This is a genomic window from Streptomyces atriruber (assembly GCF_001418325.1).
In the GTDB taxonomy this organism is placed as follows: domain Bacteria; phylum Actinomycetota; class Actinomycetes; order Streptomycetales; family Streptomycetaceae; genus Streptomyces; species Streptomyces atriruber.
On sequence record NZ_LIPN01000121.1, the window covers coordinates 1 to 12,155 of the forward strand.

A 12,155-nucleotide genomic window follows, 5' to 3' on the forward strand; every position below is an offset into this window, starting at 1 on the left:
GGAGGAGCCCGGCACCCCCCTCACCCCCGAGGAAGCCCGCACCCTCGCCTCCTGGGACCGCGACCTGGACGCCCTGACCGGCGAGCTCCTGCGCGCCCGCGAGGCCGTCAGGGACATCCCCGTGCCGCCCTCGCTCACCGCGTCCGAGCTGATGCAGCTGGCCGCCGACCCCGACGGCTTCGCACGGGACCTCGCCCGGCCCATGCCGCGCCCACCGCAGCCGGCTGCCCGCCGCGGCACCCGCTTCCACGCCTGGATCGAGTCCCGCTTCGAAGAGCTCACCCTGCCGATGCTCTCCCCGGACGACCTGCCGGGCGGCGCCCCCGACGAGTCCGAGATCGCCGACGAGCGCGACCTCGAATCCCTCAAGGAAGCCTTCGAACGCACCGAGTACGCCCACCGAGTGCCCCACCGCGTGGAGGTCCCCTTCCAGTTCGTGATCGCCGGCCGCGTCATCAGGGGCCGCATCGACGCCGTCTACAAGGAGGGCGACGGAGCCGACGCGACGTACGAGATCGTCGACTGGAAGACCAGCCGCACCCGCACGGCAGACCCCCTCCAGCTCGCCGTCTACCGACTCGCCTGGGCCGAGCAGCAGGGCGTCCCCCTGGAATCGGTCAAGGCCGCCTTCCTCTACGTACGCAGCGGGGAGACCGCACGCCCGAGGAACCTGCCGGGCCGCGCCCAGCTCGAACGCCTCCTCATGGAGGAACCGGCCGAGGCCCCGGGGGACGAGCCGCAGGACGAGCCCACCCCGGATGGCGGATAGGCTCGTGACCATGAGCGAGACACCGGACAGCGCCGTCCGCACGTACATCGAGAACCACCGTGCCGCCTTCCTCGACGACCTCGCCGAGTGGCTGCGCATCCCGTCCGTGTCGGCTCAGCCCGACCACTCCGGGGACGTGCGCCGCAGCGCGGACTGGCTCGCCGCCGCTCTCCGGAAGACCGGCTTCCCGACCACCGAGGTCTGGGAGACGCCCGGGGCGCCCGCCGTCTTCGCCGAGTGGCCCTCCGACGATCCCGACGCTCCGACCGTCCTCGTCTACGGCCACCACGACGTCCAGCCCGCGGCCCGTGAGGACGGCTGGGACACCGACCCCTTCGAGCCCGTCCTCAAGGGAAACCGCCTCCACGCGCGCGGAGCGGCCGACGACAAGGGCCAGGTCTTCTTCCACACCCTCGGTGTCCGCGCGCACCTCGCCGCCACCGGCCGCACCGCACCCGCGGTCCACCTCAAGCTGCTCGTCGAGGGCGAGGAGGAGTCCGGCTCCCCGCACTTCCGCGCGCTCATCGAGGCCCACAAGGACCGCATCGCCGCCGACGCGGTGATCGTCTCGGACACCGGCATGTGGTCGGAGGACACCCCGACCGTCTGCACGGGCATGCGCGGCCTCGCCGAGTGCGAGATCGAACTGCACGGCCCCGACCAGGACATCCACTCGGGATCCTTCGGCGGCGCCGTGCCGAACCCCGCCACCGAGGTCGCCCGCCTCGTCGCCGCCCTCCACGACGAGCACGCGCGCGTGGCGATCCCCGGCTTCTACGAAGGCATCACCGAACTCACCGACCGCGAGCGCGCCCTCTTCGCCGAGCTGCCCTTCGACGAGGGGCGCTGGCTGAGCACGGCGCACTCGCACGGCACCCACGGCGAGGCCGGACACACCACCCTGGAGCGGATATGGGCCCGCCCCACCGCCGAGGTCAACGGCATCGGCGGCGGCTACCAAGGAGTGGGCAGCAAGACGATCATCCCGTCGTCCGCCCTGGTGAAGCTGTCCTTCCGGCTGGTCGCGGGACAGGACCCGGACCACATCGAGCGGGCCGTCCGCGCCTGGGCCGCCGACCGTGTCCCGGCCGGTATCCGCCACACGGTGACCTTCGCCGCCGCAACGCGCCCGTGCCTGACCCCGCTCGACCACCCGGCCCTGCAGTCCGTCGTGCGCGCCATGGGCCGTGCCTTCGAGCAGAAGATCCGCTTCACGCGCGAGGGCGGATCGGGACCTGCCGCCGACCTCCAGGACGTCCTCGGCGCGCCCGTGCTCTTCCTGGGCATCTCCGTGCCCTCCGACGGCTGGCACGCGCCCAACGAGAAGGTCGAGATCGACCTGCTGCTCAAGGGCGTCGAGACGACCGCCCACCTCTGGGGCGACCTCGCGGAGAACTGGCGCGGATGAACACCGAGATCCGCCCGGCCGCCGAGCATGCCCCGCTCCGCGCCCCGCTCCACACACCACCCCACGTCCTGCCGCACGTCCTGCTGAACCACCCATTCCATCGGGGGAGTTGGAAGCACCTGTGACCACCTGGACCGACCGCACCGCAGACCGCCCCGTCTCGCTGACCGCGCCGAGCGGCATCGACCGCGCCGCGCACCACCGCATGGACGAGGCGTGGCTCGCCGCCGCCTGGAGCCACCCCACCACCCGGGTCTTCGTGGTCTCCGGCGGCCAGGTGCTCATCGACGAGACGTCCGAGGGCCACACCGAACTGGTGATGACGCCCGCCTTCGAAGCGCCCCTCACCGAGGAGCACCGCTACTTCCTGGGCACGGACGACGACGGCGTCAGCTACTTCGCGCTCCAGAAGGACACCCTGCCGGGCCGCATGGACCAGTCGGCGCGCCCCGCCGGGCTGCGTGAGGCGGGGCTCCTGCTCCCGCCCAGGGACGCCGCCCTGATGGTGCACGCCGTGGCTCTGGAGAACTGGCAGCGCCTGCACCGCTTCTGCTCGCGCTGCGGCGAGCGCACCGTCATCGCGGCGGCGGGCCACATCCGCCGCTGCCAGGCCTGCGGCGCCGAGCACTACCCCCGCACGGACCCGGCCGTGATCATGGCGGTCAGGGACAGCGAGGACCGCATCCTCCTCGGCCGCCAGGTGCACTGGCCGGAGGGGCGCTTCTCCACCCTCGCGGGCTTCGTCGAGCCGGGGGAGTCCATCGAGCAGTCGGTGCGGCGCGAGGTCTTCGAGGAGGCGGGCGTCACGGTGGGCGACGTCGAGTACGTCGCCAGCCAGCCCTGGCCTTTCCCCTCCAGCCTCATGCTGGGCTTCATGGCCGACGCGACGTCCTCGGAGATCAACGTGGACGGCGAGGAGATCGAGGAGGCCCGCTGGTTCTCCCGGGAAGACCTGCGGGCCGCATTCGAGTCCGGAGAGGTCCTGCCTCCCTACGGCATCTCGATCGCGGCCCGGCTGATCGAGCTCTGGTACGGGAAGCCCCTGCCGAAACCGGGGACCGTGGGCTGAGCCCGCCCGCACCGTGGACGGGGTGAGTGGGCGGCTCCCCGTGCCAGGGGCGAGCGCCTACTTCAGGTAGGTGTGCACCACCGACACCAGACAGCGGGCGTTCGCGTCCTCCGTCAGAGCCGGGATGCCCGACTCCTTGGCGGAGTCTTTGCCCCGCTGCACGGTCACTGCCCTGTCCTTGCCCGCGTCCTTCGCGACCGACCGGCCGAGCGTGATGAGCCCCTCGTCGTCCTGCCCGCGTGCCCAGGCCCGAGCGAGCCCGTGTGGTCGTGCGGGGAGACGACGAAATGCCCCCCCGCATCTGCCGAAGGCCGCGGCTCCCTGCCGGTGGATCCTCGGGCAGCAGAAGACCCCCGCACCCGTGCCGGGCGGCGGGGGTCTGTCCGTGTGGAGTGCAGTGCTCACATCGTGATCACTTGGGGCACTCAAGCGCCGAGGGCCTGCTTGACCTGGGCGAGCGAGGGGTTCGTCATGACCGACTCGCTACCGGCGTCGGAAACGACCAGGAGGGTCGGCACCGTCTGGTTTCCGCCGTTCGCCTTCTCGACGAAGGCCGCCGAGTCCGGGTCCTGCTCGATGTTGATCTCGGTGTAGGCGATGCCCTCACGGTCCATCTGCCCCTTGAGGCGGCGGCAGTAGCCGCACCACGTGGTGCTGTACATCGTCACAGTGCCCGGCATGTCTTGTGCGCTCCTTAGGTGCTCGGGGTGCGTCTTCGCAATGGATCGAACGTACGCGACCCGGCCACCATTCCCGCATTAGTACGACCGGCTCCGCCTCCCTGTGGACAACGGACTCACCCGCCCCCTGGGACCTGGCAAGCTGGCTGGGTGACATCAGCAACGCACTCCACCCTCTTCCCGCAGGTCCCGGACTCTCCCGACGCGGTGCTCGACGGGCTCGACCCCGAGCAGCGCGAGGTCGCCACCGCCCTGCACGGGCCGGTGTGCGTCCTGGCCGGTGCCGGCACCGGCAAGACACGGGCGATCACCCACCGGATCGCCTATGGAGTGCGGGCCGGAATGCTGCAGCCCGCCAGTGTGCTCGCCGTCACCTTCACCAACCGCGCCGCGGGCGAGATGCGCGGCCGCCTCCGCCAGCTCGGCGCCTCCGGCGTCCAGGCCCGCACCTTCCACTCCGCGGCTCTGCGCCAGCTCCAGTTCTTCTGGCCGAAGGCGGTCGGCGGCCCGCTGCCCCGGATCGTCGACCGCAAGATCAAGCTCGTCGCGGACGCGGCCGCGGCCTGCCGCATCCGCCTGGACAGGAACGAGCTGCGGGACCTCACCAGCGAGATCGAGTGGTCAAAGGTCACCCAGACCGTCCCCGCGGACTATGCGGCCGCCGCCGCGAAGTCCGGCCGCGACGTTCCCCGCGACCCCGCCGAGATCGCCCAGCTGTACGCGGCGTACGAGGACCTGAAGCGCGACCGCGCCGTCATCGACTTCGAGGACGTGCTGCTGCTCGCCGTCGGCATCCTCCAGGACCGCCACGACATCGCCGAACAGATCCGGGCCCAGTACCAGCACTTCGTGGTGGACGAGTACCAGGACGTGAGCCCGCTGCAGCAGCGCCTCCTGGAGCTCTGGCTCGGCGACCGGGACAGCCTCTGCGTCGTCGGCGACGCCAGCCAGACGATCTACTCCTTCACCGGCGCGACCCCCGACCACCTGCTGAACTTCCGCACCCGCCACCCGGGCGCCACGGTCGTCAAGCTGGTCCGTGACTACCGCTCCACCCCCCAGGTCGTCCACCTCGCCAACGGCCTGCTCTCCCAGGCCCGCGGCCGGGCCGCCGACCACCGCCTGGAGCTCATCTCGCAGCGCGACCCCGGCGTCGAGCCGATCTACGTGGAGTACGCGGACGAACCTGCCGAGGCCGAAGGCGCCGCCCGCCGCATCCGCGCCCTCCTTTCCGACGGCGTCCCCGCCAGCGAGATCGCGATCCTCTTCCGTACGAACTCGCAGTCGGAGATCTACGAACAGGCTCTCGCCGACGCGAACGTGCCCTACCAGCTCCGCGGTGCCGAGCGCTTCTTCGAGCGCACGGAGGTGCGTGAAGCGGGGGCGGCCCTGCGCGGCGCCGCCCGCTTCGGGGGCAACGACGCGCTCCTGGACGACGTGGTCGACCTCCCCTCCCAGGTGCGGGCCGTGCTCTCCACCAAGGGGTGGACGACGGAGCCCCCGGCGGGGTCCGGGGCGGTGCGCGACCGCTGGGAGTCGCTGGCCGCGCTGGTGCGGCTCGCGGAGGACTTCGCGCGGGCGAGGCCGGAGGCGACACTCGCCGACCTCGTGGCCGAGCTGGACGAGCGGGCGAACGCCCAGCACGCGCCCACCGTCGAGGGCGTCACGCTGGCCTCGCTGCACGCGGCCAAGGGTCTGGAGTGGGACGCCGTGTTCCTCGTGGGCCTCGCCGAGGGCATGATGCCGATCACGTACGCCAAGACGGACGAGCAGATCGAGGAGGAGCGCCGCCTCCTCTATGTGGGAGTGACCCGCGCGCGGGTCCACCTCTCCCTCTCCTGGGCCCTCTCCCGCTCGCCGGGCGGCCGTCCGGGCCGTCGTCCCAGCCGCTTCCTCGACGGACTGCGGCCGGGCTCCGCGGCCCGGGCGGCGGGCGGCAATCCCGGGGGCCCCGGCGGCGTCGAGCGCGGCAGCGGCGGGGCCACGGGCCCCGTGGCGGGCCGTCGGCAGCGAAAGAGCCGTACGCCCGCCCGCTGCCGGGTCTGCGGACGGACCCTGACCGAGGCGGGCGAGATGAAGCTCATGCGGTGCGAGGACTGCCCGTCCGACATGGACGAGGGGCTCTACGAGCGGTTGCGGGAGTGGCGATCCGGCCAGGCGAGGGAGCTGGGACAGCCCGCTTACTGCGTCTTCACGGACAAAACCTTGATCGCCATCGCGGAGGCGGTGCCCGACGACGAGGGCGAGCTGGCACGGATCCCCGGCGTCGGCGTCCGCAAGTTCCACCGCTTCGGAGCTGACGTACTCGCTATCTGTGCAGGTCAGGAGCGTGTAAGGGGCGCCGACGGAGAATGATTCAAACTCGTCGAAAAAATAGTTTGCGCATGCGCAAGGAAGACCCATAGGTTCTTAACACGGAAACGGCGGCTTCTCCGAAGCCGAGGTTTCGTGCTGTACTTGATAGTCCGCAGGATCGGTTCACGCCGATCCCCTAGACGCCGAGAGGAGGCGAATTCCAGTGATCAGCATCAACGAGAGCTTCATCAGCACCGCGAAAATGACCGATCGCTCGGTCGTCGCTTCCTGCCTGCTCGGCTTCTCGAACCAGGGCACCGGTCTGTCCGGCGGCATCCCCGCCATCCGTCCGATGTCCGCCCCGCTGCCTCTCGCCGGTCTTCCCGTCCGCGAGGCCAATGAGGGCAATGAGCGACCGACCAAGGCACCGGAAGCAGCAGTAGCGGAGGCGCAGGCCCAGGCCTATGCCTTTGCGGCAGCCGGTGCCGGATTCCGGAAGCAGACGACGCAGCACCACACGATGTGGGCCTTCCGTGGGCTCGAACCCTGGAGTGATCCAGTCTGATCCTCGATCAGACCGGCGCCTTCAGGGCCGCGGAACCCCACCCGGGATCCGCGGCCCTTCTGTTTTCCCCAGAACAGGGAGAACAGAGCGAAGGGGCCGACAGCAAGACCCGGTACCAGCCGCCAACCGGCCGACCCAGGCCGGCACGACCAGACGAGGAAAACACCACCGTGCAACTCGAAGCGCACGCCCCGTCCGTACCGCCTTCACAGACGCTCCCCCCGCCCGCACCCACGGAGGACCCGACCTTGACCCCCCTGACTGCGCTCACCGCGCTCGACGACGCCATCGAGAACCTCGGCGTACCCGTCCCCTGCCGTGCCTACGACCCGGAGGTCTTCTTCGCGGAGTCGCCGGCCGACGTCGAGTACGCCAAGTCCCTCTGCCGCACCTGCCCGCTGATGGAGGCCTGCCTCGCCGGTGCCAAGGAGCGGCGTGAGCCGTGGGGCGTCTGGGGCGGCGAGCTGTTCGTCCAGGGCGTCGTCGTTGCCCGCAAGCGGCCCCGTGGTCGCCCGCGCAAGAACCCGGTCGTCGCATGAACACCGCCGGAACGATCGATCGCCCCCTCACGCACGACCCCAAGAAGCAGGCCCCGATGAAGGCAGCCACCAGCGAGCCCGCCGGCTCCACCACCCCAGACTTCACCACCACCGGCGCGTACGTTCCGCGTCAGAACAGGACCCGTGAGATGCAACTCATCCCAGAAGCCATGGCTCGTGCGCATATGCACGAACGCATGCGCGAAGCCGACGCTCAACGCCCGGCCGAGCGCCTGATGGCGGCCCGCCGCATGCAGCGTCGCGCGGAGCGCGCCTCGCTGCGTGCCCGGCGCGCGCTCGCCATGGCGGTCATGCAGTAAGAGCCGCGGAACGCGGTTCGGCACGACGAGACAACGCACGCGGGGGACGGTCCGAACGGACCGTCCCCCGCGGTGCGTTGTGCTCACCGATCTTTCCCGTGCGGCGATATGGTCGCCCGGTGGAACAGCAGAACCCCCGGCCCTCGGAGCCGGAGAATCTCGTGTGCTCCCGCTGCGGCAAGGTCGCCGAAGGCACGCCGCCGACCTGGACCTGCTCCGTGGAGAACGGCGTCCGCCGCTACTTCTGCGACGCCTGTGCCCGGGACAACATCAGAGCCATCGAAGGACGTCTCGACTCCGACTGGTGGTGAGCCCCGCCACGCCTCAGGCCTCCACCGCCGCGCCGCCGTCCTCGGCCAACTCGCTCTCCTCGGCCGCCTCGGTCTCCTCGGCCGCCTCGGGCTCCGTCTCCTCCACGAAGCCGGGCAGCCACTCCTCCAGCTCGTCCCGCATCCGCACCGTCGCCCCCAGCTGACACAGCACCCCGATCGTGCTCACCGTCACGCGGTGTATCAGGAGGTACGCGGGCGGCAGGTTCAGATACCGGCCCAACTGGTAGGCGGGGGAGCGGACATCGGCCAGCCGAGCCGCGTGCTTGCGCATCCAGGCCCGGGTGAAGGTGTACTCGTCGACCGCCATGGGCTCGATGATCGGCAGCAGATAGTCGAGCACCGCCTGCGGTTCCAGGTCGACGGACTCCTTGACGAAGCCCTCCTCGCACAACATGTCGTAGACCGCGTCGGCCTCGCCCTCCAGCGTCATCCGCAGGGACCTGCCGATGGTCGGGGGCAGCCCGTCGGGCAGCCGGTCGACCGTGCCGAAGTCCAGGACTCCGAGGCGATAGCCCGCCTTCTCGTCGAACAGCAGCCGGAAGTTTCCGGGGTGCGGGTCGGCATGCAGCAGCCCCGTGCGCGTCGGACCGGAGAAGAGGAAGCGGGCCAGGAGCTGCCCCGCACGGTCGCGCTGCTCCTCCGTGCCGTCCGCGATCACCTCCGAGAGCGGTGTTCCGTCCATCCACTCGGTCACCAGGATCTGGTCGCTCTGGTGCACCACCTGTGGCACCACCACGTCGGGGTCGTCCGCGAACTCGTCGGCGTGCGTCTGCTGGGCCTGAGCCTCCAGGGCGTAGTCCAGCTCTTCCGAGACCCGGTCGCGCAGCTCCGCGATGAGCGGCTTGATGTCCATCCCCGGGATCAGCGGCCCCAGCAGACGGGCGAACCGGCTGAGCTGGTTGAGGTCGGACAGCAGCGCCTCGCCCGCTCCCGGGTACTGGACCTTGACCGCGACCTCGCGCCCGTCCGACCAGACGGCCCGGTGCACCTGGCCGATCGACGCGGCGGCGGCGGGCTTGTCGTCGAACTCCAGGAACAGGTCGCGCCAGTCCTCGCCGAGCCGCTCCTCCAGGACGGAGTGCACGGTGCGGGTGGGCATCGGTGGGGCCGCTTCCTGCAACTTCGTCAGCGCCGCGCGATACGGTCCCGCGATCTCCTCGGGCAGCGCCGACTCGAAGACCGACAGGGCCTGCCCGAACTTCATGGCGCCGCCCTTCAGCTCGCCGAGGACCTTGAACAGCTGCTCGGCCGTGCGCTGCTGCAGCTCGCGCCCCACGATCTCCGCCGACTTGCCCCCGATCCGCTTGCCCAGGCCCCAGGTCGCGCGCCCCGCGAAGCCGAGTGGCAGCGCGGCCAGTTTGGCGGTACGGGTGACCGCCTTCCGGGGAAGATCAGACATGCGCCCCTCCAAGTCCCAGACAGCCGCGCCTTGTCAGGCGGTTACCCGGCCATTGTTGCGTGCGGCTCTGTTTGAGCGGTGGGCCGATCCCCCTTAACGGACACGCCCGCCCCACAAGAGCATGATGGATGCGGCCAAATCGGGCTCGAGAGCCACTCGAATCCGGAAATGCTCGCCTTCCAGCGGACCCCCGCGCAGGCCGACGGCCCGCCGTCCAGAAGGGCCAGGGCGTGCCCCGCCGTCAGCCCGGCGACCGAGGCCGACAGAGCCAGGTCGCACGCGGGCACATGTCGTGAGTGACCCGAGCGCCACTGGGCCAGCATCCGCGGCCAGGTGGGATCGCGGTCCGCGCGCTGTCGGAACAGACACTCGGCGCACGCGGTCGTCCCCGGCAGGACCAAGGGGCCCACCACGCCCGTCCCCTCGATCACTCCGGCGTAGAGATGAGGGGTGCCCGAGGCGAGCAGCTCCTCGGCCGCCGCGGGGGCCGGGGCATACGCGTCCAGACCGTCCCGCGGGGCGATGATCACGAGGGACAGCCCCGCCCCTGCCCGCTCCACGCTCTGCGGGGACCGCCGGGCCGGACGGCCGGGCGCCGCCTGCCGCACCACGCGGCGCGCGGCCGTGTCCCTGCGCTCACCCACGGACTCGGCGGGCAGCCCGCCCGGCGCGACATCCCACGGCCGCACATGCCCGCCGTCCCGCACGTCGACCCGGCCGACCCCAGCGCCCGCCAGCAAAGAGGCCACGACGGCGCCCACCCGCCCGGCGCCCTGGACCCGCACGCGCATGGCCCGGCGCGCCGCGATCTTCGCGATCGCATCGCCCGGCTCGGGCGACAGGAGCGACAGCGAGGCCACGTCGGCCCGCAGCCGGTCCAGGGTCTCGCCCCGCTCGCGCAGCGTGTCGGCCGCCGGGCCGCCGCCGGTCGAGTCGTCGAGGAGACCGGCCCGCGACAGCTCTCCCAGCAGCCTGTCCACGTGACCGTCGGGCAGGCCCATCCGCCTGCCCTCCTCACGCAGCAGAGGCACCCCGCGGGTGCCGTCCAACAGGGTCAGAAAGCTGCTGGTCGCCGTGTCCATCGGGCCGAGCACCAAGGCGTGCGCGGGCGCCACGCCGAACTGCACGGTGCTCAGGTCCCGCCAGCCGCGACGCAGCGCGGACTTCAAGATCGGATGCATGGTCGTCCCCCGTCGGCCGGTCGGCGCGGTCCCGTCCGCCGCGCTCGATCGAATGCCAGAATGCCCGCCTCACCGAACGCCTGCGCCGCGTTGTCCACAGGCGGTGGATACTCGTCGTACTAATCAAGCAGACGGGGAGCGGAACAGCGCCGAACCGTCCCGGAGGCGGGACTTCCCCTATGCCCAGCGGGTAACGTCGTGGCGTGCCCGCCGACCCGTCCCCTCGTGTCGCTGGGGAGACCTCAGCGCGTCGCGCCGGAGCTCCACAGCGCAGCACGACCAGCCCGTCGCCGTCCGGCGCGGGGGCCAGCGCGGTGGAGGTCAGACGGAGCGCCCGCCGCCGCAGAACGGTCTCCGCGTACCGCGAGGGCGACCGCACCGTCGTCCTCATCCCCGCCCGCATGTCCGAGGCGGAGGAGCAGCGCTGGGTCAACGTGATGCTCGACAAGCTCGCGGCCCAGGAGAGCAAGCGGCTCCTCGGTGACGCGGAGCTCGCCGAGCGCGCGGGACAGCTCTCCGATCAGTACTTCGGCGGACGTGCCAGGCCGGAGTCCGTTCGCTGGGTCACGAACCAGAACACCCGGTGGGGTTCCTGCACCCCGGCAGAGGGCAGCATCCGCCTTTCGCACCGGCTGCAGGGCATGCCCGAGTACGTCGTGGACTACGTCCTCGTCCATGAGCTCGCCCACCTCCTCGTCCCCGGTCACGGCCCCCGCTTCTGGCATCTTCTTGAGGCCTACCCCCGCACGGAGCGGGCCAGGGGGTACCTCGAAGGGGTGGTGGCGGCCGGTCGGCTGCCCCATCTGCCCACCGCCCGCGAGGAGTGAACGTCCGCCGGATCCCGCAGTTGTGTAGCGGGTCTGTACCGGCTTCGCTCGCTGTCGGACTTTGCGGTTAGCCTGACGCGACGCATTCACATTCGGGATGGGGGACGGTCGTTACGTATGGCCAGGGAATTCCAACGCGGCCACAAGGCCAAGGTCAGTGACCTCACCGCAGGGACCGATCTGTACGTCGGCGTACAGATCTCTGCGCCGGGACTGACGTTCGACATCAGTTGCTTCGGCCTGGACGCGAGCGAGCGGCTCTCGGACGACCGTTACTTCATCTTCTTCAACCAGCCGAAGTCGCCCGAGGAGTCGATCCAGCTCCTCGGTGCCCAGGCGGGCGACGCCGAGTCCTTCCGCGTCACGCTCGACCGCATCCCGCAGCAGATCCAGCGCCTCTCGTTCACGGCGACGATTGACGGCGCCGGACAGATGTCGCAGGTCGCGTCCGGGTACATCCGCATCGTCGCGGGCGGCGAGGAAGTCGTGCGCTACGCCTTCACCGGTACGGAGTTCTCCACGGAGCGCGCCGTCATGCTGGGCGACTTCTACCTGAAGGACGTCTGGCGCTTCGCCGCGATCGGCCAGGGCTTCGACGGCGGGCTCGACGCGCTGCTGCGCAACTTCGGCGGCGAGGTCGCCGAGGAGGAGCCCGCAGCCCCGCAGCCGCAGGCCGGTGCGCCCTCCTTCGCGCCGCCCGCCCAGGCCGCCGCGCCGCCCGCGTTCGGCGCCCCGGCCGGTGCCGCGCCGCCTCAGGCACCTGCCCCGGCC

At 71.2% G+C, this 12,155-nt stretch carries 13 protein-coding genes; 10 read left to right on the forward strand and 3 right to left on the reverse strand.

What is annotated here, in order from left to right; translation table 11 throughout:
- The 3 genes from AOK03_RS14230 to nudC form a co-directional block, all read left to right on the forward strand.
- Nucleotides 1-769 (forward strand): PD-(D/E)XK nuclease family protein (locus AOK03_RS14230; RefSeq protein ID WP_167355607.1); only part of this gene is annotated, 769 nt, incomplete at its 5' end.
- Nucleotides 770-779: 10 nt separating this feature from the next.
- Nucleotides 780-2,177, forward strand: a complete 1,398-nt coding sequence (locus AOK03_RS14235; protein WP_107098003.1) for a dipeptidase — start codon at nucleotides 780-782, stop codon at nucleotides 2,175-2,177.
- Nucleotides 2,178-2,298: 121 nt separating this feature from the next.
- Nucleotides 2,299-3,246 carry an NAD(+) diphosphatase gene (nudC, locus tag AOK03_RS14240; RefSeq protein WP_055565615.1) on the forward strand — a complete coding sequence of 316 codons (948 nt, stop codon included), beginning with the start codon at nucleotides 2,299-2,301 and terminating at the stop codon, nucleotides 3,244-3,246.
- Between the two features lie 425 nt (nucleotides 3,247-3,671).
- Here the strand turns inward: nudC and AOK03_RS14245 are convergent, their stop codons facing one another.
- Entirely contained in the window at nucleotides 3,672-3,926 is a 255-nt protein-coding gene (locus tag AOK03_RS14245; protein ID WP_055565616.1) for a mycoredoxin, read from the reverse strand.
- Nucleotides 3,927-3,995: 69 nt separating this feature from the next.
- On the opposite strand from AOK03_RS14245, the gene AOK03_RS14250 reads away from it, so the two are divergent.
- The 5 genes from AOK03_RS14250 (at nucleotide 3,996) to AOK03_RS14270 (ending at nucleotide 7,956) form a co-directional block, all read left to right on the forward strand.
- Entirely contained in the window at nucleotides 3,996-6,281 is a 2,286-nt protein-coding gene (locus tag AOK03_RS14250) for an ATP-dependent DNA helicase UvrD2 (protein WP_208609540.1), read from the forward strand.
- A 163-nt stretch (nucleotides 6,282-6,444) separates the two neighbouring features.
- Nucleotides 6,445-6,786, forward strand: a complete 342-nt coding sequence (locus AOK03_RS14255; RefSeq protein WP_055565618.1) for a hypothetical protein — start codon at nucleotides 6,445-6,447, stop codon at nucleotides 6,784-6,786.
- 170 nt (nucleotides 6,787-6,956) lie between these two features.
- On the forward strand, nucleotides 6,957-7,325 hold the full coding sequence (locus AOK03_RS14260) for a WhiB family transcriptional regulator (protein WP_055565619.1): 369 nt from the start codon (nucleotides 6,957-6,959) through the stop codon (nucleotides 7,323-7,325).
- Nucleotides 7,322-7,645: a hypothetical protein gene (locus AOK03_RS14265; RefSeq protein ID WP_055565620.1), complete on the forward strand. Its 324-nt coding sequence runs from the start codon at nucleotides 7,322-7,324 to the stop codon at nucleotides 7,643-7,645. Before AOK03_RS14260 ends, AOK03_RS14265 begins: the two co-directional genes overlap by 4 nt.
- A gap of 119 nt (nucleotides 7,646-7,764) precedes the next feature.
- Nucleotides 7,765-7,956, forward strand: coding sequence for a hypothetical protein (locus AOK03_RS14270; RefSeq protein ID WP_055565621.1), 192 nt, complete (start codon nucleotides 7,765-7,767; stop codon nucleotides 7,954-7,956).
- A gap of 13 nt (nucleotides 7,957-7,969) precedes the next feature.
- Here the strand turns inward: AOK03_RS14270 and AOK03_RS14275 are convergent, their stop codons facing one another.
- Together AOK03_RS14275 and AOK03_RS14280 are read right to left on the reverse strand one after the other, a co-directional pair.
- Nucleotides 7,970-9,376 carry an ABC1 kinase family protein gene (locus AOK03_RS14275; RefSeq protein WP_055565622.1) on the reverse strand — a complete coding sequence of 469 codons (1,407 nt, stop codon included), beginning with the start codon at nucleotides 9,374-9,376 and terminating at the stop codon, nucleotides 7,970-7,972.
- Between the two features lie 41 nt (nucleotides 9,377-9,417).
- Complete coding sequence (locus tag AOK03_RS14280; protein ID WP_055565623.1) at nucleotides 9,418-10,557, reverse strand: ThiF family adenylyltransferase; 1,140 nt, start codon at nucleotides 10,555-10,557, stop codon at nucleotides 9,418-9,420.
- A gap of 203 nt (nucleotides 10,558-10,760) precedes the next feature.
- Here AOK03_RS14280 and AOK03_RS14285 point away from each other — a divergent pair, with 203 nt between their 5' ends.
- Nucleotides 10,761-11,384 carry a M48 metallopeptidase family protein gene (locus tag AOK03_RS14285; RefSeq protein WP_055565624.1) on the forward strand — a complete coding sequence of 208 codons (624 nt, stop codon included), beginning with the start codon at nucleotides 10,761-10,763 and terminating at the stop codon, nucleotides 11,382-11,384.
- A 117-nt stretch (nucleotides 11,385-11,501) separates the two neighbouring features.
- On the forward strand, nucleotides 11,502-12,155 hold a 654-nt coding region (locus AOK03_RS14290; protein ID WP_167355608.1), incomplete at its 3' end, for a TerD family protein.

What these genes read in the sequence shown, in the direction of transcription:
- AOK03_RS14235 (WP_107098003.1), top strand. Translation starts at nt 780, where the DNA reads ATGAGCGAGACACCGGACAGCGCCGTCCGCACGTACATCGAGAACCAC.
- AOK03_RS14245 (WP_055565616.1), bottom strand. Translation starts at nt 3,926, where the DNA reads ATGCCGGGCACTGTGACGATGTACAGCACCACGTGGTGCGGCTACTGC.
- AOK03_RS14265 (WP_055565620.1), top strand. Translation starts at nt 7,322, where the DNA reads ATGAACACCGCCGGAACGATCGATCGCCCCCTCACGCACGACCCCAAG.
- AOK03_RS14275 (WP_055565622.1), bottom strand. Translation starts at nt 9,376, where the DNA reads ATGTCTGATCTTCCCCGGAAGGCGGTCACCCGTACCGCCAAACTGGCC.
- AOK03_RS14280 (WP_055565623.1), bottom strand. Translation starts at nt 10,557, where the DNA reads ATGCATCCGATCTTGAAGTCCGCGCTGCGTCGCGGCTGGCGGGACCTG.